The 20284-nt window shown below is 57.9% G+C and carries 19 protein-coding genes and 1 pseudogene; 11 read left to right on the forward strand and 9 right to left on the reverse strand.

Annotation, left to right across the window (positions count from 1 at the left end; all coding sequences use genetic code 11):
* Positions 1-14 precede the first annotated feature (14 nt).
* The 5 genes from L861_RS11015 to dbpA all read right to left on the reverse strand — a co-directional run bounded on the left by L861_RS11015 (position 15) and on the right by dbpA (position 6393).
* Entirely contained in the window at positions 15-773 is a 759-nt protein-coding gene (locus L861_RS11015; RefSeq protein WP_016416037.1) for a DUF72 domain-containing protein, read from the reverse strand.
* 61 nt (positions 774-834) lie between these two features.
* Positions 835-3192, reverse strand: coding sequence for a hypothetical protein (locus L861_RS11020; protein WP_016416038.1), 2358 nt, complete (start codon positions 3190-3192; stop codon positions 835-837).
* Between the two features lie 6 nt (positions 3193-3198).
* The gene (locus L861_RS11025) at positions 3199-3981 is read right to left on the reverse strand and encodes a protein-L-isoaspartate(D-aspartate) O-methyltransferase (RefSeq protein ID WP_016416039.1); all 783 of its coding nucleotides are present in this window, start codon (positions 3979-3981) and stop codon (positions 3199-3201) included.
* Positions 3982-4064: 83 nt separating this feature from the next.
* Positions 4065-4922 (reverse strand): PA4780 family RIO1-like protein kinase, encoded by an 858-nt coding sequence (locus L861_RS11030; protein WP_016416040.1) that lies wholly within the window; start codon positions 4920-4922, stop codon positions 4065-4067.
* A gap of 85 nt (positions 4923-5007) precedes the next feature.
* Positions 5008-6393, reverse strand: a complete 1386-nt coding sequence (dbpA, locus tag L861_RS11035) for an ATP-dependent RNA helicase DbpA (protein ID WP_016416041.1) — start codon at positions 6391-6393, stop codon at positions 5008-5010.
* A 234-nt stretch (positions 6394-6627) separates the two neighbouring features.
* Here dbpA and L861_RS11040 point away from each other — a divergent pair, with 234 nt between their 5' ends.
* Positions 6628-7350, forward strand: a complete 723-nt coding sequence (locus L861_RS11040) for a YebC/PmpR family DNA-binding transcriptional regulator (RefSeq protein WP_016416042.1) — start codon at positions 6628-6630, stop codon at positions 7348-7350.
* 49 nt (positions 7351-7399) lie between these two features.
* Here L861_RS11040 and L861_RS11045 read toward each other — a convergent pair whose 3' ends face one another.
* Together L861_RS11045 and L861_RS11050 are read right to left on the reverse strand one after the other, a co-directional pair.
* Entirely contained in the window at positions 7400-7768 is a 369-nt protein-coding gene (locus L861_RS11045; RefSeq protein ID WP_016416043.1) for an SPW repeat protein, read from the reverse strand.
* Positions 7769-7923: 155 nt separating this feature from the next.
* A complete protein-coding gene (locus L861_RS11050) occupies positions 7924-8193 on the reverse strand; it encodes a hypothetical protein (protein ID WP_016416044.1) in 270 nt (89 codons plus the stop codon).
* Between the two features lie 210 nt (positions 8194-8403).
* Here L861_RS11050 and cysK point away from each other — a divergent pair, with 210 nt between their 5' ends.
* A complete protein-coding gene (gene cysK, locus L861_RS11055) occupies positions 8404-9888 on the forward strand; it encodes a cysteine synthase A (protein WP_016416045.1) in 1485 nt (494 codons plus the stop codon).
* Between the two features lie 18 nt (positions 9889-9906).
* Here cysK and L861_RS11060 read toward each other — a convergent pair whose 3' ends face one another.
* Positions 9907-10401 carry an Lrp/AsnC family transcriptional regulator gene (locus L861_RS11060; RefSeq protein WP_016416046.1) on the reverse strand — a complete coding sequence of 165 codons (495 nt, stop codon included), beginning with the start codon at positions 10399-10401 and terminating at the stop codon, positions 9907-9909.
* 137 nt (positions 10402-10538) lie between these two features.
* Here L861_RS11060 and L861_RS11065 point away from each other — a divergent pair, with 137 nt between their 5' ends.
* The 5 genes from L861_RS11065 to L861_RS11085 all read left to right on the forward strand — a co-directional run bounded on the left by L861_RS11065 (position 10539) and on the right by L861_RS11085 (position 16024).
* The gene (locus L861_RS11065; RefSeq protein ID WP_016416047.1) at positions 10539-11168 is read left to right on the forward strand and encodes a LysE family translocator; all 630 of its coding nucleotides are present in this window, start codon (positions 10539-10541) and stop codon (positions 11166-11168) included.
* Positions 11169-11445: 277 nt separating this feature from the next.
* Positions 11446-13542 carry a type VI secretion system Vgr family protein gene (locus L861_RS11070; RefSeq protein ID WP_016416048.1) on the forward strand — a complete coding sequence of 699 codons (2097 nt, stop codon included), beginning with the start codon at positions 11446-11448 and terminating at the stop codon, positions 13540-13542.
* Entirely contained in the window at positions 13505-14413 is a 909-nt protein-coding gene (locus L861_RS11075; RefSeq protein WP_161629060.1) for a DUF4123 domain-containing protein, read from the forward strand. Before L861_RS11070 ends, L861_RS11075 begins: the two co-directional genes overlap by 38 nt.
* A 29-nt stretch (positions 14414-14442) precedes the next feature.
* Positions 14443-15642: a LysM peptidoglycan-binding domain-containing protein gene (locus L861_RS11080; protein WP_161629061.1), complete on the forward strand. Its 1200-nt coding sequence runs from the start codon at positions 14443-14445 to the stop codon at positions 15640-15642.
* Complete coding sequence (locus L861_RS11085; RefSeq protein ID WP_016416051.1) at positions 15635-16024, forward strand: hypothetical protein; 390 nt, start codon at positions 15635-15637, stop codon at positions 16022-16024. The genes L861_RS11080 and L861_RS11085 overlap by 8 nt, the downstream gene beginning before the upstream one ends.
* A gap of 924 nt (positions 16025-16948) precedes the next feature.
* Here L861_RS11085 and L861_RS11095 read toward each other — a convergent pair.
* Positions 16949-17193, reverse strand: a pseudogene (locus L861_RS11095) (IS3 family transposase); the annotation flags it as partial.
* A gap of 27 nt (positions 17194-17220) precedes the next feature.
* Between L861_RS11095 and L861_RS11100 the strand changes: the two are divergent.
* From L861_RS11100 to L861_RS11115, 4 genes are all read left to right on the forward strand, one after another.
* Complete coding sequence (locus L861_RS11100; RefSeq protein WP_021029172.1) at positions 17221-17931, forward strand: hypothetical protein; 711 nt, start codon at positions 17221-17223, stop codon at positions 17929-17931.
* Complete coding sequence (locus tag L861_RS11105) at positions 17928-18209, forward strand: hypothetical protein (protein ID WP_016416055.1); 282 nt, start codon at positions 17928-17930, stop codon at positions 18207-18209. Before L861_RS11100 ends, L861_RS11105 begins: the two co-directional genes overlap by 4 nt.
* A 241-nt stretch (positions 18210-18450) precedes the next feature.
* Entirely contained in the window at positions 18451-19041 is a 591-nt protein-coding gene (locus L861_RS11110) for a hypothetical protein (protein ID WP_016416056.1), read from the forward strand.
* A 199-nt stretch (positions 19042-19240) separates the two neighbouring features.
* Complete coding sequence (locus L861_RS11115) at positions 19241-20278, forward strand: WD40/YVTN/BNR-like repeat-containing protein (RefSeq protein WP_144063009.1); 1038 nt, start codon at positions 19241-19243, stop codon at positions 20276-20278.
* Positions 20279-20284: the final 6 nt, after the last annotated feature.

A 20284-nucleotide genomic window follows, 5' to 3' on the forward strand; every position in this document is an offset into this window, starting at 1 on the left:
GATAAGGAAAATGCTTATAGTCGATCGTTGATATAACGCTTCAAGGCCTGCGCATTGTGTGCGGCATGGGCCTCTTCATCGTTGTTGAAGTAAGCGTAAACGTCATGTCCCTCCTCTAGCAGAGCGACGATACGATTCGCTTCAGCGGTAAGAAACTGGGAGGAATAACTCCCGGCATACTGCTCGCCATGAAAACGCAGATAGGTCCAGTCCGCGGTCAACTCACGTGGATGTTCCTCGATCATGTCGTGAATGCATAGCGCTGCCCCATGTTCGCGGAGGACAGCGAAGACTTCGTCGTTGAGCCACAAGGGATCACGAAACTCGAAGGCCCAACGGATCCGGCTCGGCGCTTTGGCCAGAAAGCGTTCCAGACACTGTGGCTGCGGCTGCCACTTCGGTGGCAATTGCACCAGTATCGACCCCAGGTGATTCCCTAGCCACTGAGCGACATCCATGAAGGTCGGAATGCTCTGTTCCGGGTCCTTGAGGCGCTTGATATGAGTGCCGTAACGGCTGAACTTGAGCGCGTACTCGAACCCTTCAGGCGCACTCTGCTGCCAGTGGTCGAAGGTCTCGACTTTCGGCAGGTTGTAGAAAGTGTTGTTGATTTCCACCGTATCGAAGCGTTCGGCATAGTAGTCAAACCACGCCTTCTGCGGCAGATCGGTGGGATAGAAGCGCTCTTTCCAGTGGCGGTACTGATAGCCGGACGTGCCGATGCGCAAACGACCAGTCCGTTGCCGACCATGTGTAGCATCTTGCCTTGCCATGTATCACCTCGTGTGTAGTCGGGCTATCCACTGCGGTTGGGCAAGCTAGATTGGCTTGGGTTCATGCATGCTTGGGGTTCATGCGTGATAGCCAGACGCTGCCAATGGCAAAGGCCAGTACATAGCAGATTCCCCCCGCCGCCAGGGTCGAACTCTGGCCGAAGTGGACGGACAATAGCGGTGCCAGCGCGGCACCAAGCACCGAGGCGAAGCCGTTGATCCCCCAGGCCCAGGGAATCCAGCGATCCTGGCCGGCAAGCTGACGCAACGCCCAGGGGAAAGGACGGCCCATGGCCCACGCCAAAGGCAACAACAGCATGACCAGCAACGCGATGCGCAGAGGGAAGGCCGGAGTGCTCAACGCATGAACGGCGAGGAAAGGCACCAAAGCCAACGCCAGGCCAAGAGCCACGGCAGTATAGACTCGTATCAGACTGCCATGGCTAGCGGTTTCGGGCGTCATGGCACTGCCGATACCGGAACCGATCAGAAAGGTGGCGAAGACCAGCGCCGCGACAAGCACCGGCTCACCCAGATACAGGATCAGGCGCTGGAAGATCACCAATTCGACCAGGATGTAGCCCATACCGAGGGCGATGAAATAACCAGCGACCGACAGCCGGCTGAAGGGGCGTTGAATCTGCGGCAACCGGCCCAAGGGCACCAGGATCAACAAGAACGCCAGCATCGCCACGACAACGGTGGTGACCACTAACAGGATCAACGTCCAGTCGAGATAGCTCCAGCCCTGACCGCCCAGCTCTCGAACGATCCGCGATGCCTTTCCCCAAGCCAGGGAACGCCATGGGTAAGGGCTGTCGAGTTCGGCCGGAGCGGCGTGGAACAGGCTTGCCTCTCGTGGCAGCGGCTGGCGTTCGAATAGTGCCCGCGCTATATCGTGGAAGACAGGCGTGTCCAGCCGATGATAGCGGTTGGTTTGTCCGCGTCCTATGCCAGGCAACCAGGCAGTATCGAACCGCCACCTCTCCGAAAACTCCCGCAGCTCAGCGAGATCCGCCTCGTCCAATGGCTGTGGCGAAGCCAAGATCAACAGTGCTTGCAAGCCACGCAGCACGGCCACTCGATCACCCGGCTCTGCCGCGCCATGCTGGCGTAACGCCCGATCCAGCGTGGCCATCACGCGAGGATAGTATCGGGGTGGATAGTCGAGCGGCAGCGGAATGGCGAGCAGGCCATTGGTGTTCAGGCGTGTCAGCGCCAGCTCCAGGCCGGCTACCGTAAGCGTATAGTCCTCGGCAGCGGCATCGCCTTCTTCCCAGGCGGCGTCGAAAGCGATGATCGAGTAAGGCGCATCGGCAGCGATGACCAGGTGGCGCCAGGTACCATCCTCGATCAATCTCACCCCGGCCTTGCTCGCGCCACGCGCCTGGGCAATACCGAGAAGCCGAGCATCGGGCTCCACCCAGGCGACATCTCGCCCTTGGGCCGCGATGAGCGTCTGCCAGGCGCCACTACCCAGCACCAGTACCCGGCCCTCCGGGCGCAGTTGCAAGGGCAATCCGGCCAACGAGCCGCGCATATACTCGGCATTCGCTGGCCACTGACGAGGCATGGGCACCACCCGATCACTGCCGATGACGGCCGCATCCACCGACGGCACGCTGCTAGTCCAACCCAGGCTCAGGCCTGGTGCGAAGCGCAGGCTGTCGGCCCGAAACAGGCTGAGTCGGCCAGGCAGGCCAGAGCGCACCGCCAACGTCTCGACACCCGGCAAGTCACGGATCTCGGACAAGGCCTTGAAGTCCGACACCGCTGGTTCCGGCGGCCGAACGCTGGCGACCAGCGCCAGTACCAAGCCCAGGCAACATATCACGCCTGTAGGCCACCGATTGCGAGCGAACCCCAGCATGCTTCCCAACGCGAACAGCAGCGCGGCGACCACCGCTAACGCCATGGCCACCGGGGCGATGGCCAGCAATGCCGCGGCCCCCAGGCTACCGGCCCCACTGCCAAGCAGGTTGGCCGCGTACAGCGCACGGGTATTCTCGGGCCAGCGCAGGAAGACCTGGCCAATCGCCAGGCCGGCGCCATAAAAGGGGATGAAAGCGACGAAGTCCACCAGCAGCAAGCGCACGAGCTCGCGCATGTTCCAACCGGCAAACACCGGCCGCAACGCGACTCTCGATTGCACCAGGAGCAGCAACAGGAATCCGCCACCAGTGATGGCCAAGCCAGCAAGAAACCAGCCATCCCCACGGCTGAAGCGGTAGCGGCCAACCAGCGCCAGGGTAGTACCCGCCGCCCCCAGGCCCAACAACGCCAGGGAAATGGCCAGCCCGGCGAAGTGATACCAGTGGCTGAACTCGAACAATCGCAACAACAGGACTTCCAGGGCCAACAGTGCTGCGGAGACACCAGCCACGGCCACAAGATCGAGTCGACGCGGCGTTCCCATCATCCCCACTCAGTGCCCACCGGTGAGTGGCACGAAGCGCACCGAGGTCAGGTTGCGGCTACTCACCTCGCCATCGGCGTTCTTTTCCACCAGCAGCAGGTTCTGGATCCAGCCGCTACGCCCTACCGGAATCACCATGTACCCGTGGGGACGAAGCTGGGCCACCAAGGGGGGCGGCGTGTGCGACGCCGCCGCCGTGACGACGATGGCATCGAACGGTGCACGAGCCTCGTGGCCGTAGTAGCCGTCGCCGTGCAGCACGGTGATGTTGCGATAGCCCATTCGCCCGAGGCGCTCGGCAGCACTTTCGGCCAGATCGCGGATGATTTCGATGGTTACCACTTCGTCGACGATCTCGGCGAGGATCGCTGCCTGGTAGCCGGACCCCGTGCCCACTTCCAGCACGCGATCGTCGGCTTCCAGTTCCAGGCGCTCGGTCATGTAGGCAACGACATACGGTTGGGAGATCGTCTGGCCGTGACCGATGGGTTGGGGGCTGTCTTGGTAAGCGCGCTCCGCCGAGACCATCGGCGCAAAGCGGTGGCGCGGCACCCGATACATGACCTCGAGCACCGTCTCATCACTCACTCCTCGGTCCTCGATTTGATCACGCACCATCTCCGCTCTGAGCTCGGCGAACTCGTCGTCGAAACTCGGGCGCTGGGGTGTTCCGTCCTCACGCGTGGCTTCCAGCAGCACCGTGACGTTCTGCGCGACGGCGGGAGCGCAAGCAAGCAGGACCAACAGCGATACGCTGCCAATCCAACCGGCCTGTGGGTATGCCTGGACCATTTCCGGCTCCTCTAAGGACTCCGGAATTCAAAGAATAGGCCAGCTTCCACGTGACGTGCGAAACCCGAGCTGCGCAGCCTACGTCAATCGTCGTCCTGTGCGTCCCAGTCCGGTGCCAAGCGCTCAGCCTGTTCTGCACGAACGTCATCGATGACGGCCATCAGGTCCTCGACATCGACGCTGGTCGTATCGTGCTCGAAACAACCGGTGAGCGGGCTGTCCGGGTGCAATTCGCCGGTTTCGAACAACGCCCAGATCTCCTTGCCGTAATCGGTAGTCAACAGTTCCGGGGCAAAGCGGCCGAAATAGGCACGCATGTTGGCGACATCGCGCTCCAGCATCATGGCGGCGTTGTTATTGCCAGCCGCATCCACTGCCTGGGGAAGATCGATGATCACCGGCCCTTGTCGGTCGACCAACACATTGAACTCGGAAAGATCGCCATGTACCAGGCCAGCGCATAACATGCGCACCACGCCGGCCATCACCTGGGCATGGTAATCGCGAGCCTGCTCAGCGCTCAGGGTGACATCATCCAGCCGCGGGGCAGCGTACCCTTCGTCGTCGGCTACCAGTTCCATCAACAGCACGCCATCGACAAAACCGTATGGTTGGGGAACGCGCACGCCGGCCGACGCCAACCGATACAGCGCCTCGACCTCAGCGTTCAACCACGCCTGTTCCTGCTCTTTCTGGCCATAGCGGGTCTTTTTCGACATCGCTCGGGCACGGCGGCTGTTACGTACCTTACGGCCTTCCTGGTACTGCACCGCCTGCTTGAAGCTACGTTGCTTGGCTTCCTTGAAGACCTTGGCGCAGCGCAAGTGCTCGCCGCAACGCACCACATACACCTGCGCTTCCTTACCGCTCATCAACTGGGTAATGACCTCATCGATCATGCCGTCGTCGATCAGCGGCTGTAATCTCTTGGGTACTTTCATTTCTTGGGTACTTTCATGGTTCTTGGTAATCAGCCCTCTCTAGATACGAGCAATGTGTAAGCCTTTTCAGAATGTGTAAACCTTTTCAGATGACCCGACGAACACGGAATGAACGTCCCTTGAGTTTCCCTTCGCTCAATTTCCGCAGCGCTGCCTTGGCGACGTCACGGTGGATAGCGATATAGGCACTACGCTCCTGGACCTTGATCTTGCCCACCTGGTCGCCGTTGATCCCCCCTTCTCCCGTCAGCGCGCCAAGGATATCGCCGGGGCGCAGCTTGTGTTTCTTACCACCGTCGAGCTGCAGCGTCGCCATAGCGGGTGAAAAGGGAGCCTGTTCGAGCCCCCGACCAGTCGGCAGCGGCTCCGCCTCGAGTTTCTGACCAAGGAACTCGGCGAGTCGCGTCAGCCGATAGTCTTCCTTCTCGGTGATCAGGGTATAGGCCACACCCGTGCTGCCAGCCCGACCGGTACGACCGACACGGTGTACATGCACCTCGAGATCACGCGCGATCTGAAAGTTGAACACCGCGTCGAGCGCCTCGATATCCAGACCACGCGCCGCCACGTCGGTGGCCACCAGGATCGAAGCGCTCTTGTTGGCGAACACTTCCAAGGTCCGATCGCGGTCGCGCTGCTCGAGGTCGCCATGTAGTGCCAAGGCACTGAAGCCATGCTCGCACAAGGCATCGGCAACCTCCTGTGTCTCACGCTTGGTGTTGCAGAATACGACGCTGGACTCGGGGCGGTGAGTGAGCAGTAACCGATGCAGTGCCTCGAGCCGCGCCGGCTCGTCTGTCACCCGATGAAAATGCTGACGAATACTGGAACTGTCATGGGTCTCAGCAACCTCAACCGCCACCGGCTCGTGCATCATTCGCTCGGCGATCAGGCGAATGCCGTCAGCATAAGTAGCACTGAACAATAGCGTCTGACGAGTGGATGGCGTCTCGTCAATGATGGCCTCCAATGCAGTCTGGAATCCCATATCGAGCATACGGTCGGCCTCATCCAACACCAGGGTGTTGAGCTTGGCCAGGCTCAGAGAGCCCTTGCGCAGGTGCTCCTCCACCCGGCCCGGTGTGCCGACAATGACATGCGCTCCATGCGCCAGCGAGCCGAGCTGCGGGCCGAAGGGGGCGCCACCACACAGCGTCAGCACTTTGACATTGGCCAGGGTTCGCGCCAGCCGTCGCAACTCCCCTGCCACCTGCCCCGCCAATTCACGGGTCGGGCACAGTACCAGCGCCTGCACGTGGAAACGTGTCACCTCGAGCCGCGACAACAGCCCGAGGCCGAAAGCCGCCGTCTTGCCCGAACCGGTCTTGGCTTGGGCAATGACATCCCGGCCCGCCAGCATCGTAGGCAGGCTCTCGGCCTGAATCGGGGTCATGGCGTGATAGCCAAGCGATTCCAGATTGGTCAGTAACTCCGGTGCCAATGGCAGGGAGGCAAAAGTGGAATCGGGCACGGTGGTGGTCCTGTGATGGAGGTAGTAGCAGTGCGGTGAGCGGGCTAAGTAGGGAGCCGTGACAGGCACCTGGAAACAGAGGCCATGAAGAGCCGGATGAAAGGCGAGCAGAATAACAGAGACGGGCCGTCAATGCCCATCATACGGACAGGCTTCCCGGCAAATAACCCTGTTCCCGATTTCGGTTGTTGAGTAAGATTTGCCCTTTCGATGATGACGTAACGGGATAACGAAATGGGCAGGGCCTTCCAGAACCGCAAGGAATCCATGGCCAAGACGGCCGCCGCCAAGACCAAGGTCTATAGCAAATACGGTCGTGAAATCTATGTATGCGCCAAGTCGGGCGGTGTCGATCCAACCGGCAACCTGGCCCTGCGTGGCCTGATCGAACGCGCCAAGAAAGACCAGGTGCCTTCGCACGTGATCGACAAGGCCCTCGAAAAGGCCAAGGGCGCCGGTGGCGAGGACTTCTCCCCGACCCGCTACGAGGGCTTCGGGCCGGGCAACTGCATGGTGATCGTCGATTGCCTGACCGACAATCCCAACCGTACCTTCGGCGACGTGCGCGCCTGCTTCACCAAGACCAAGTGCAAGATCGGCACGCCGGGCAGCGTCAGCCACATGTTCGACCACTGTGCGATCCTGGCCTTCAAGGGCGAAGACGAAGAAGGCACCCTCGAGGCACTGATGGAAGCCGATGTCGACGTGACCGATATCGAGAACGAAGACGGGCAAATTACCGTGTTCGCTCCCCATACCGAATATGCCAAGGCCAAGCAGGCGCTGATCGACGCGTTCGGCGAGCTCGACTTCGAAGTCGATGAAATCCAGTTCGTACCGCAGACCACCACCCCGGTCGAAGGCGACGACGTGGCGATGTTCGAGAAATTCCTCGACATGCTCAACGACCTGGACGACGTACAGAACGTCTTCCACAACGCCGAGCTGGAAAGCTAAAGAAGGGGGCATCATGCCCCCTTCTCAGCCATTCATGGCGCGATTGTCATCAAGCGGTCTTCTTGCCGCCGTGGCGATGCATCTCGATCAAGGACCAGATGGCATCGGCTCCCACCAGCAGGCCAATGATCACGCTGTTCCACATTGCCTCGACGATGCCGGCATAGCCCAGCAGGAAAGGCGCGAGGATCATCCACACGCCCAGGGCGAGCAGAATCCATTCTTCCCACTCCTGAGTCTTCCTGAGCACAGCGATAGCAAACACCACTACCGCTACACCGACGAGCACCGGGTTCCACACGACGGCACCAGCGCCCGCTTCGGCATGGCCGAAGACAAAGGGTGAAATGACCAGCCAGACACCAAACAGCAGCATCAACCAATCACGCCAATGTGTCTTCAACTGTATGGATTGCATGTTACCCACCTCCTAACCGGATACCGGTTTATCCGATCAAGTGCCGTTTTGGCAGGTACTTAGACAACAGTATTGCCGATTTTGCACGTTTCAAGGGCATTGACGGCGCGATCGACGCCGATGAGCAGGCCTCATTGCCAGTCCAACGCCACGCATCACTCTTCGTATGGCTCATCCGTGCGTGGTGCGCTCGGTGCCTGTTCATCCAGCGATTGCCGGTAGCGAATGCAACCCCTGATGAATTCCGGCCATTCGGGCACCACCGGGATCGGATCGCTGGGGTCCGGCAACAACCCCCATAGGTTGGGGTGATGCCAGCATAGCTCGTGCTTGCTGCAGTCCCGGTGCCGACGAATTCCCTCGCGCAACGCCTTCACTTCCGCGATGAGTTGTTCGCGTGTCATGGCTTCCAGGTCATCGTCCATCTTTGCCTCCTTCCCCGCCAGGAATGGCGTGGGCAAAGCCGTCAACGACACATCGTTCATAGCACCAACGTTCAGATTAGCCCACCGCTAGTACTACGACACCCACCACGCTCTTCCCAGCCCATTCTCAGGAAAACGGCTGATAGCTGCGAAGGCTGGCCGGGAATACATTATCCGAGTCGCCAGTATCACACTTGCGGGGAAGGAATCATGGCCAAACGTTACCGCAGCATTCTCGACACGATCGGCAATACACCGGTCGTACGCATCAACAACCTGGCACCCGCCGGGGTGAACCTGTTCGTCAAGATCGAAGCGTTCAACCCCATGGGTTCTGTCAAGGATCGCCTGGCACTGGGCGTCATCGAAGATGCAGAGTGTCGGGGCGAATTGAAGCCGGGCCAAACCATCGTCGAAGCCACCAGTGGCAATACCGGAATCGGCCTGGCCATGGTTTGTGCCCAGAAAGGGTATCCGCTAGTCGTGACCATGGCCGAGAACTTCAGCGTGGAACGCCGCAAGCTGATGCGCTTCCTGGGCGCCAAGGTCGTGCTGACACCGGCCTCGGAAAAAGGCTCGGGCATGGTCGCCAAGGCTCGGGAGCTGGCCGAGGCCCATGGCTGGTGGCAGTCACGCCAGTTCGAAAACCCGGCCAATGCGGATATGCATGCTCGCACCACTGCCGTCGAGATCCTGGAGGACTTCGACGACGTCACGCTCGACTACTGGGTGACCGGTTTCGGCACGGCCGGGACTCTCAATGGGGTATCCAGAGTGCTGCGCCAACGCAGCCCCGAAACCCGCATCGTGGTCTGCGAGCCCGATAACTCCGCGATCCTGGCCAGCGGTATTCCCCAACAACGCAATAGCGACGGTTCTCATCGCCAGAGCCACCCCAGTTTCCGCCCTCACCTGATGCAGGGTTGGTCGCCTGACTTCGTTCCCAAACTGGCAGAGGAAGTGCTGGAGGAGCACCGTATTGACGAATACTTGGCCATCAACGGCAACGACGCATTGAGCTGTGCCCGCGACCTGGCCAGCAAGGAAGGCATCTTCGTCGGCATCTCTGCCGGGGCAACCTTCGCCGGAGCACTGCACATCGCCGCGAAAGCACCGCCAGGCGCCAATATCCTGTGCATGCTGCCCGATACCGGAGAGCGCTACCTGACTACGCCGCTGTTCGAGAGCATCGCCGTCGAAATGACGCAAGAGGAAATGGCGCTGTCACGCTCCACCCCGGGGTATCGATTCGATGCCTCCTCGGCCCCCACCCCAGCCAGCGCCGAACCGGTGGCACTCGACTTGGAAGCGAAAGCCGAGGTGGAACGCATCATCAGCGACGTCGAGCATCCCGTCGTCATGTTTGCCCTGGAGTGGTGTGAATTCTGCTGGTCGGTGCGCAAGGTGCTACAGCACTATGAAATCCCTTATCGCAGTATCGACCTGGACTCGGTGGAATATCAGCAGGACAACCGAGGCGGCAAGATTCGCGCCGTGCTGAAAGACATGACCGGCAGCGTGACCCTGCCCCAGCTATTCATCGGTGGCGAATTCATCGGCGGCTGCACCGAGTTGTTCGACCTGTGCAAGGAAGGCACATTGTTCGAGCGCCTCCAAGCGTTGAACGTCCCACATGACGCCGGAAAGACGGTCGATCCTTACAGCATGCTGCCCAGTTGGTTGCATCCTAGGTAAGTGGCTGGGCGAAAGAACTCAGGGCATATCGGCGTCAGGCAAACGCTCCAGCGGCAGCGGCCCTTGGTCCTTGACCGTCTGAATGGCGAAGTTGCTGCGAATGTCGCTGACGCCGGGCAACCGCAGCAGTGTCTGCATCAGAAATCGTTCGTATGCCGCCAGGTCAGGCACCACGACCTGCAGCAGGAAATCGGCCTCACCCGAGACCAGATGCGCAGAGATCACTTCCGGTAGCGAGATGACCGCTTCCCGAAACGCATGCGCCTGTTCTTCATGGTGACGTTCGACCTTGATACCGACGAAGACGGTAAGCCCGAACCCCACCCCACCACGATCCAGCTCGGCATGGTAGCCACGTATCAGGCCCGAGGCTTCCAGTTGGCGAACCCGGCGTAGGCAGGGCGACGGCGACAGGCTGACCTCCTCGGCCAACTCCACATTGGTCAGTCGGGCATCGCGCTGCAACGCGGCCAGGATTCGCCTGTCAATGGCATCAAGTCGATTTTTTGGCATGAATATCATCCATAGAGAACATTATTGATATTTTATGCCAACCATAACCCATTTTGAGGTCAACTTCGCAAGGACTTGCCCTCGAATCAAGCGATAGACTGATGCCCTGTTGACGCAACGTCCAAAGGGGCAAGAGCATGGAACTGTGGATCTTCCTCGGAGCCCTGGCAGCAGCCTATCTGCTACCCGGCCCGGACATGATTCTCGTGTTGCAGACCGGCGCTCTGCAGGGGCGCTCACAAGCCTTCGCTACCGTGGCCGGCCTGGCCACGGCCCGCGGGCTACATGTCGCCCTGGCGGCACTCGGCCTCGCGGCGCTATTCCAGGCGGCCCCCTGGGCGTTCAATGTGGTGCGCTATGTGGGGGCCGCCTACCTGATCTGGATGGGGGTGCAGATCCTGCGCTCAGGGCCAGGCCTATCAGCGGACGACACGAGCAAAGGACTTTTTGCCGTCTCTCATCGCCTCGCCTGGCGACGCGGCTTGCTGACCAACCTACTGAACCCCAAGTCACTGCTGTTCTGTTCCGTGCTGTTGCCGCAGTTCGTGCTGCCTGGGCAAGGCTCGATACTGGCGCAATTCGCTTTGCTGGGCGTGCTGCTGGTCGGCACGGGAGTCCTGTTCGACACCCTCTATGCCACCACCGGTACATGGTTGGGACAATGGCTCGCCGGTAGCTCGATGAGGGAACGTCTGCAGCGCTGGACCTTCGCTTCGCTGTTGATCGGTTTTGGCCTGCGCCTGGCCACCCATCGCCTACCTCAGTGAAGGAAACACGCCCCGTTTGACGACCGACAGCCGGGTGAGGTTATCTAACGGCCATCAATGGCCATTCAGCAATCAACCGGATATAGGGATGCAGACAATGACATCGACTCGAAAAGTGGCCCCGGTCACCGGCACCGGAAGAGTGTTCTAAGGGGATATTTGTAAGAGATTGCCGACATTCCTTGTAAGCCATATCGTCAATTAGCCGCTCGCCCTTCCTTTTCCCGGTCGTTTTGCATAGCGTTACGCTCCGATACATGGCAACAGGGACGTTATCATGTCCGATTCGACCGGGCTCCGCTTCACACTTCACCTCAATGGCGCCGACAGTCTCGACCTGGCGGTGGTTTCCTTCAAACAGCGTGAGCACCTTTCCCGCCCCTTCAAGCTCAGCGTGCGCTTTGCCAGCCGCAATCCCAACCTGTCGCACGCCGACTGGCTGGACCGCGAAGCGAGCCTGACGATCGAGGAGCACGGCGAGCCGTTGCGCCATATCCACGGTATCGTCAGCGAATTCGAACGCGGCGATAGCGGCCACCGCCGCACTTTCTATCAGGTCACGATCCGCCCCGCGCTATGGCGACTTTCGTTGCGCCAGAATTCGCGCATCTTCCAGCACGTCTCGCCACTGACCATCATCAATACCCTGTGTGCCGAGCACGGCATCACCGATGTCGCCTTCGCCGCGACCCGCGAGCCGTTGGAGCGCGAATACTGCGTGCAGTACCGGGAAAGCGATCTGGCCTTCATCCAGCGGCTGGCCGCCGAAGAAGGGCTCGCCTTCCACCATGAATTCGAAGACGGCCACCAACTGGTGTTCACCGATGCCCCGCGAATGCTGCCCAATCTTGGCGAACGCCTCTATCACGCTCGAGCCGGGGGCACCGCCGCCAAGCGGCATATCCGTCAACTGGCGCGCGCCGCACGGGTCATGCCCGCCTCGGCGACGCTGAAGGACTACTCGTTCAAGAACCCTGCCTATGCGCATCTTCACGAGCACCAGGCCGACGGCCTGGAGAATCACGCCCAGCGCAGCGGTTACGAATGGTACGACTACCCGGGGCGCTACAAGCAGGATGCCTCGGGCCAAGCCTTCACTCGCATTCGTCTGGAGCACCTGCGCAACCAGGCCGATGTCGCTACGGCCACCAGCGACCTGCCCGAACTGCGGCCCGGCGTGCGTTTCGACCTGACCGGCCACGACAGCGACGATTGCAATCGCGACTGGCAGGTGGTGTGGGTCACCCATATCGGCACCCAGCCCCAGGCCGTGGAAGAGGACGCCGTCGGCATCACTGCCGCCGACCGTGATGGCATGGGCGACGCCACCCGCTACTACAACCGGGTGACCTTGCTGCCTGGCGACCGCGCCTGGCGCCCCGCGCCGGAGCCAAAACCGCGTGTCGATGGCCCCCAGGTGGCCTTCGTGGTCGGCCCCGAAGGCGAAGAGATCCACTGCGACGAACATGGCCGGGTCAAGGTCAAGTTCCCCTGGGACCGCTACGCGGCCCCCGACGACACCGCCAGCGCCTGGCTGCGCGTGGCCCAGGGCTGGGCGGGGGGCGGCTACGGCATACTCGCCCTACCCCGGATCGGCCACGAGGTGATCGTGGAATTCCTGGAAGGTGACCCCGATCAGCCGCTGATCACCGGGCGTACCTACCACGCGGCGAACATCCCGCCCTATGCCCTGCCCGAGCACAAGACGCGCACCGTGATCCGTACCCAGACGCACCAAGGGGAAGGCTTCAATGAGCTGCGCCTGGAAGACGCCAAGGATGGCGAGCAGATCTGGCTGCACGCCCAGAAGGATCTCGAACTGCTCACCGAGAACGACCGCACCGAAGAGATCCGCCATGACAGCCATCTCAAGGTAAAGCGCGACCGAGTCAGCGAGATCGACCGTGACGATCACCTCAGCGTGCATGGCAAGCACCATACCCAGATCGACGGCGACGATCACCTGAACGTCGGCCAGACCCGCCATGAGAAGTATGGTCGCGCCCACCTGGTCGAAGCCGGTCAGGAAGTCCACCACAAGGCCGGGCAGACCACGGTCATCGACGCCGGCGCCGAAATCACCCTCCAGGCCGGCGGCAGCTTCCTCAAGCTCGACCCCAGCGGCGTGACCATCGTCGGCCCACAGATCAAGATCAACTCCGGCGGCAGCCCGGGCACGGGCAGCGGGCAAGCGGTGCAGGGGCCGATACTATCAAGAGACGCGATGACAGAAAGTCACGAGGCGATACTGCCTGTCTTTCCTAGCTCGGCCAAGCATTTAAGGCAAGTTGCGGTAGATGGGCTATTACTCAGCGCTCAGTGCCACCAGCAAGCTGATGGCAGTTGCCCGCTGGCTTCGTGCCCATGCAAATAGGATTGAGGTCTGCATAATGGATATGTCAACTATCCTGGGGAGATTACAAGATGCCAGGCCTAGCGATGAATCCTTATTTGTCTTGCTTGATGGTGCGCTCTTTCCCGCCATGCAAAGCATATACGAATATGAAACATCGCCTCAGGCGTGCCCCATATACTATGGAACACGTCATGAGACATCCCTGGAGGTAAGCCCTTGCCTATACGAGCCAAGAAGCGAAAGTAAAATATGGGAGTGCTCGGAAAATTGGCGTGACAAAGTCGTCATATTCACCAGTCGCTACTCTTTTTTTGACGTATTAAGGCATGTGCAGAGCCTGATAAGCGTGAGCCTTTCTTCTGGGCAGCTTGCTTACTGGAGGTTTTACTCTCCAAGCTGGCTTGCATCGGTAATGGAGGTGTTTGAGAAAGAAGACCTGAAAAATTTTACTGGCCCGATTAACCAATGGGCTGCATACACGGGAAATGGTTGGAAGCTATATCGGCCGCCAGTTTCTGAAGACCCAATTCATAGTAGAGATGAGGGCTGGCTCCATCTTTCTGATGCGTATATTGAGACGTGGAAAAATGGTAAAAGAAAGAGCTTCATCCGCCAGATTGAAGAAAGGGCTGATGAGGAGCTGGGTGAATTGTCGGCAGAAAGTCCATTGAGAGATGACATCTCAAATCTCTTCGATTTTGCTAAAGGACATGGGTTTCAAAGAGCATCTGAGTTAGAGAGGTTCATTTTTCTTTGCTTGAAATATCCTGATGTCATGAACTCTGCGGAATATCGCGTAATAATTGAGGATATCGGACGTCCGCCAATGGAGCGCCTTGACAAGTTAGAGTCGGCGCTTTTCGGGATAAGGGAAGAGGAGAGCGCATAATGGAATACACGGTACGGTCTGGAGAGACCATGACGGATATTGCCCGGAAAAAAGGGGTGTCGCTCTCTTCTATCATGGAGTTAAATCCTGCTCTTGGGAACCCCAATCGTATTCAGGCTGGGGAATCCTTGACTCTCCCAGAGACCAGTGAAGTGCGAGATAATCGCTGCCCGGAGGAGATCATGGGGGCTGGTCCATGCGTCGAAGTCGAAGAAATTGAGCCAGGATTCCATATTGTGGAAAGCCCGCAGACGATTGAAGAGCTCAAAGACTATCTATTCGCAGGTCACGCAGACGGTGAAATAAATGCTATGCTGGAGCGCTTGAACCCATGGCTGGAGGATGGCGTGAGTCCTGGTCAGGTCATTGTGCTCAGTGATCCCAGGAGTATGCAGTGCACGCAAGAAGAAAACCTTTTGATGCAGATCGCCCAAGAGGTCAATGAAGTAAATTCGGAGCTGAGCTACGAAGAAGCTCAGAGAACGGTTGACTATTATGACCTTTTAGGAGCAGCCACAGGAGGTGCTGGGGCAGCCATCGGTAATACTGCATCAGGTATAAAGCAACATGCCCAGCAAGTTGCGTCAAAGTTAAGGCAAATAGAAGCACTATATCAACGTACCTATGAGCGGACAGGACGGCTTGGAGGAGAAGAGTTCTACTCCAGGCGCAGAGTTCTTTTTGGAGAGCTAGACTCCTTGCTCGATCGAGTTACACGCATGGGCTTAGGAATTCCAGAGCACCCGGACCTACGCCATGCGCTTGGCCTTTCGACGAAAAGTACGGTGCATCACTGGCGCCAAGCAGGGTCAGCAGCATCAGGCATCCCAGGCTATGCTGATAATTATGCGGGCATCGCCAGTGCGAGCAAATGGCTAGGACGGGCCGGTTACGTAGGGCTAGGGTTTAGTGCAGTGTCAACCCATTCTAATGTACGAGCAGCGTGCGCATCGGGGCGTGAAGAAGAATGCAATATTGCGCGGGTTAGGGAGTGGACTGGTTTTGGCGGCAGTGTTGCTGGCGGCACTGCAGTAGGCTATGCAGCAGGTGCTGGTGCGTCGGGTGTCTGTCTGGCGCTGGGTGTTCCTACTGGCGGTTTAGCTACTCTTGCATGTGGAGTAGTGCTGGTAGGCGGCGCGGGGTATGCCGGAGGGGTTGCAGGGGGAGAGATAGGGGAGTTGGGTGGAGAGTTGGTAGGCGAAATCATATACGGCAATCAAAATGATTGAATTTAAATATATGCTGGGCATATTTATAGTTACAACAATAGTTATTAGCCTCTTATCTCTTGTTATATGGGGCGTGATGCTGCTTTTTTATATGGAAGAGATAGACAGTTATTTTGACAGCCCAGATTTTCCAAATAGAGGGTATAAAGGGTTATGGCCTTGGGAGATGGGAAGGGCCTTTAGTTATGGTGTTTTCTTATTGTTTCCAAATTCAAGGTTTGTTAATAAAAAATTTCCACATGCCTGTAAAAACATTAAGGTTGACGAGCTACCCAGAAAAATAAAACTCATGGTGGCCTTCCCTATGTATACGAATGTCCCTTCTTCGTCATTTCTATTGATGGGAGGGGTGGTTCTTTACATAAAGAAATGGTTGTTTTAATTGACCACCTGCCAAGCAGCATCAACCCAATCTACTGTACGAGCAGCGTGCGCATCCGGGCGTGAAGAAGAATGCAATATTGCGCGGGTTAGAGAATGGACTGGCTTCGGCGGCAGTGTCGCTGGCGGTGCTGCAGCAGGCGCTGCTGCAGGAACGGGCGCTGCAGATATCTGTCTAGCTTTGGGGATCCCTACGGGTGGTTTAGCTACCCTTGCGTGCGGGGTAGTGCTGGTAGGTGGCGCGGGGGTATGCCGGAGGGATGGCAGGGCAAGCGGGTGGAGCTGCCTTCGGTGAAGCTGTAGGCGAGTTAATTTACAGAGGTTCAGATGATTAACCTTCTTAATGTATTTTATATTTTTAGCTTTATTTATTTGTGGTTTTGCGTTGCGTCGTTAATTGTGTGGTTCTTTTTTATTTTTTCCAACATCAAGGAAATGGACTTTTACTTTGACAGCCCTGACTTTCCATTAAGGGGTTATACTGGTGTATGGCCATGGGGTATGGGGAGGTCTCTTAGCTATGGTGTTTTTTTGTTATTCAAAAACAGTGGTTACATTAAAAGAAAGCGCCCCGTAGCATGTAAAAGCATCATTATCAACAGAATACCTTTCAAAATAAGATTCATGGTGGTATTTCCTATTTATACAGTGATGCCTTGCGCAGTTTTTTTATGGATAAGCGGTTCGTATATTTACATAAGGGATTGGTTTTTTTAATGTCGTAATGTTTATTTGGCACCCGGACGCTCTCGGCAAGCCATTGTACCATGACGTTTCGGGCTAACTGGGCACATTGAGTTATCCACACCCAGCGCCATACGGACGTGGCGCCCCATTCTCGCCCGCCAGGGAAGGCATTTACTTGCCTGCCCCAGCGGTAGCGTGCCCAAACACCTGATTTTACCCAGTAGTCGTGGACACCGGTCTACGTGACTTTCCTGGCCTCGAAGGCCTCGGGGCTGATCATCCAATCGCACTGTGCCGGCGTTGCCGGTTGTAGTCCAACTCAACGTACTCGAACACCTGCCGGCGCATCGTTTCCCGAGTCTCGAATCGCTCGCCATGGATCGCCTCGACCTTGAGGCTATAGAAGAGACTCTCGGCATAGGCGTTGTCGTAGCAGTTGCCCTTGAACCTAAGCTGCACGCCCCTGTCACTGTGATGGATCAAGTCGCTGCCACACCGCTGAGGCCGCTCATGAAGCAACTGCTCAAACAGGGCCCTATCGGCACCCACCCTGATACGGATATCGGTACGGTTGACGATGCCATCTATTACCCGCAACTGATGACCCTGCTGAGTCCCATCGAGATCGATGTACAGCGTTATGAAAGTTTGAGCGCGAACGACAAGCAAACGTTGCTGGCCAGCGTGTGGGAAACACCCAGAGAAATCCCGAGCGGGCGAGACTATGTGGTCACCATCAGCACGCCACTAATCAGTCGCTACAAGATCGGCGATACACTCACGCTAGCGGTGCAAGAGCTGGAACAGACCACGAGTGGCACCGTGACCCAATTGGGAACCTATAGCCAACTTTCCTATATTACCCATGCACCGGAACCCTTCGAAATCGGCAAGCGTCAGTTACTGCCCGAGCAAAGTGCCGTACGCTTCCTGGTCAAGCGCAAGGTGGTCGAGGAGAGTTTCAATATGGGCGGAACCTCTGTTACTTCCACAGCACGGCTGCGCATCGCCTTGCAGGCTAGAGTTGACTGGGAACTGGGCGAAATGGTCCTGCCCACACCAACACTGACGCAATACGAGCCCTATCAAGAAGGCCAGCATGATGAACTGCCGGCTCGTACACACCGCACGGTAGACAATCCGATCAGCGCCTTCATTCGTTCACTGACCGGGAAAGATGAGGATCCCGACTACTGGTACATCAAGGAAGTGCAGGTATGAGTGCCAACACATCCTCAGGTTACGGCTCCGGCAGTTATCGCGCCGGAGCCATTCCCTCACTCCCCCCCTCTCCCAAAAAGCGCGAGCGTATTGGCGAGGACTTGTTGCCCTTCGGTGATTATGCTGATATCGATCCTTATCAGCAGCTCTGTGAGGATACTGAGTTCGTTCAACAGCAGGACCAACAGAACAAGACATTCTACGAATCGGATAGCTGGTGGTGGGACCATCAACGTATTCGTTTCTTGAAAAACAATTTAGGAATGTCATTTTTTTAATGACGATCCCTTATCTGATTTTTTGTGGTCTAGGAGCAACTCTATTATTTTTAGCAATCAAGATCACATTTTTTCTGGAAGAGCATCCAACCCTCGGGGTTTTATCTGGTCTTTTATTTTTTGCATTAGGCTTCTTATCCTTATTGCCACCATTCCACATATAGCTCAATGGATCATGAAGGGGGTTGTCCGAGTAACGACACCCTTTCATGATTTCATCGCAAGACGAGCCGACCGCCATATGGCGAATCAATGCAGCGAGTTCAATCGCCAAACCGGTATGGTGCGCTTTGCCCAAGGTAAGAAGAAGTCGCCGTTGGAAGCCCCCTTCGTCGAGTTTGATGGCTATGTGGAACGCGTGGTGCAACGGGGCGGGATCTTCTACCGATTGATGCTCGTGCATCGTTATAGCGGTCAGGTCTTCAACAAGACCTCGCTTAGCACCATCGTCGATCACCACCATGAAGTGCGGGCGCTATGGGACATGCTGCAGCGTTATATGGATGTCAGCCAGCCGATGCCCGACGTACCACGTCTGGAGCCGTTCCGGCACCTTGACCCCACCACCGCCGAGCATGACCGCCAAACGGGGCGCAATCCGCGCTACTGGCGCGACCTCGACCTGGACACCTGGAAGGAAAACGAAGGTGCCAAGCAGCTCAAGGCACAAATGGACTACCCCTGGAATCGCCAGCGCTGCCAGCTCACCCCGCAACTCGGCAAGATCGAGATGGCGGTCTATCGGGAACAACAAAACTCGACTGCCATGGCATCTTCATGGGCAAACAAGGGAAAAGCATTTTCGACAGGGAATGAGATAAAACGTGTTTAAGCGTAGAGACAGTCAGCGAAAAACCAAGTTAACCCACAAGAAAAGGTTCGGCGTGTTGAGTTTGCTGACAGCCGTAATCGCTGCCTCATCCATTTTGGGTAACGATACGAATTGGGAGAGCGTCAGCAACGACTTTATGCAGGAAGACAGACCTTATGGGCCGGGAGATTTTCGGATTCGCAACGATCGGCTGCTTTCCATGAAGCTTACGAACCCTGAGGTAACAACAAAGCCTCAAGAAGAGCGCAGTGATCCGACCAAGGCTGAGTTTACCGAACAGTGGATGTATAGCCCGGGTGAGACGGCCAACCGCCGCTCGGTGCGTATCCTGGATGGAAACCTGGATGGTGAGATCGCCCGGCGCTTCGAAGAGCCAGCCCAACGGTCCGACTGGTGGCTGGCACCGGACTGGAGCACCCTTTATCTAGCCACCGGCTGGTCGGATCGCACTACGGAGATGCCGTCTGGGCAGCGCTACCGCCCCGAACTCACCCAGCTGTTCAAGTCCACCGATCAGGGTCGAGAGTGGGAAAGACTCCGCTGGCCCGAAGACCAGAACATCACCTTTCTGCACTTTCTCGATGCCCAACGCGGCTATCTGATCGGCTGGGGGCCGAAGATCTGGCGTACCACGGATGGTGGTGAGCACTGGAACGAGTTGCCGGTACCCGAGGGTGCCCACAATCCCGAGGATCCCCGCGAGCAGTTCGATCTTGTGGCGCTAGGGGAAGACAACGTGCTACGCATGGCCTTTTACGACCACGCTGCCGATGCAAGCCGGATCCATGCGCTGCCTTGGGGGGAGGACACCTCCCAGCAGGCCTTCACGATCCCCGGCCATACTGTGATGGATATCGCCGCCAATACCGAAGGCACTGTCTACGTGTTGAGCACCCAGGGAACCCCCTACTTCTCGCTCCCCTCGGAGGCACGCAACGCCCCTCGGCCGAGCGTCGTATGGTGCTGGAATGGAAGCACGTTGCAGCGGCTACATGAATTTCCACCCGAGCTGAAAGGCTATGCGCTGTACCTGACACCAAGTGAGGGTCTGCTGTTTGATGGTATCGATGAGTCCAGCCTGCTGGGCAACAACGTGACCGCCGTCAGCTACGACGGCGGTACGAGTTGGCAGGTCGAAGACGAGGGCCGCAGCGCACAAGGCGGCTATTACGATACCCGCACCGGCACGCGTTGGCGGGTCTCGGGATATTCGCTCTATCAGCGGGAGATTCCGTGACCCAGC

Origin of the sequence: Litchfieldella anticariensis FP35 = DSM 16096 (assembly GCF_000409775.1) — a bacterium.
In the GTDB taxonomy this organism is placed as follows: domain Bacteria; phylum Pseudomonadota; class Gammaproteobacteria; order Pseudomonadales; family Halomonadaceae; genus Litchfieldella; species Litchfieldella anticariensis.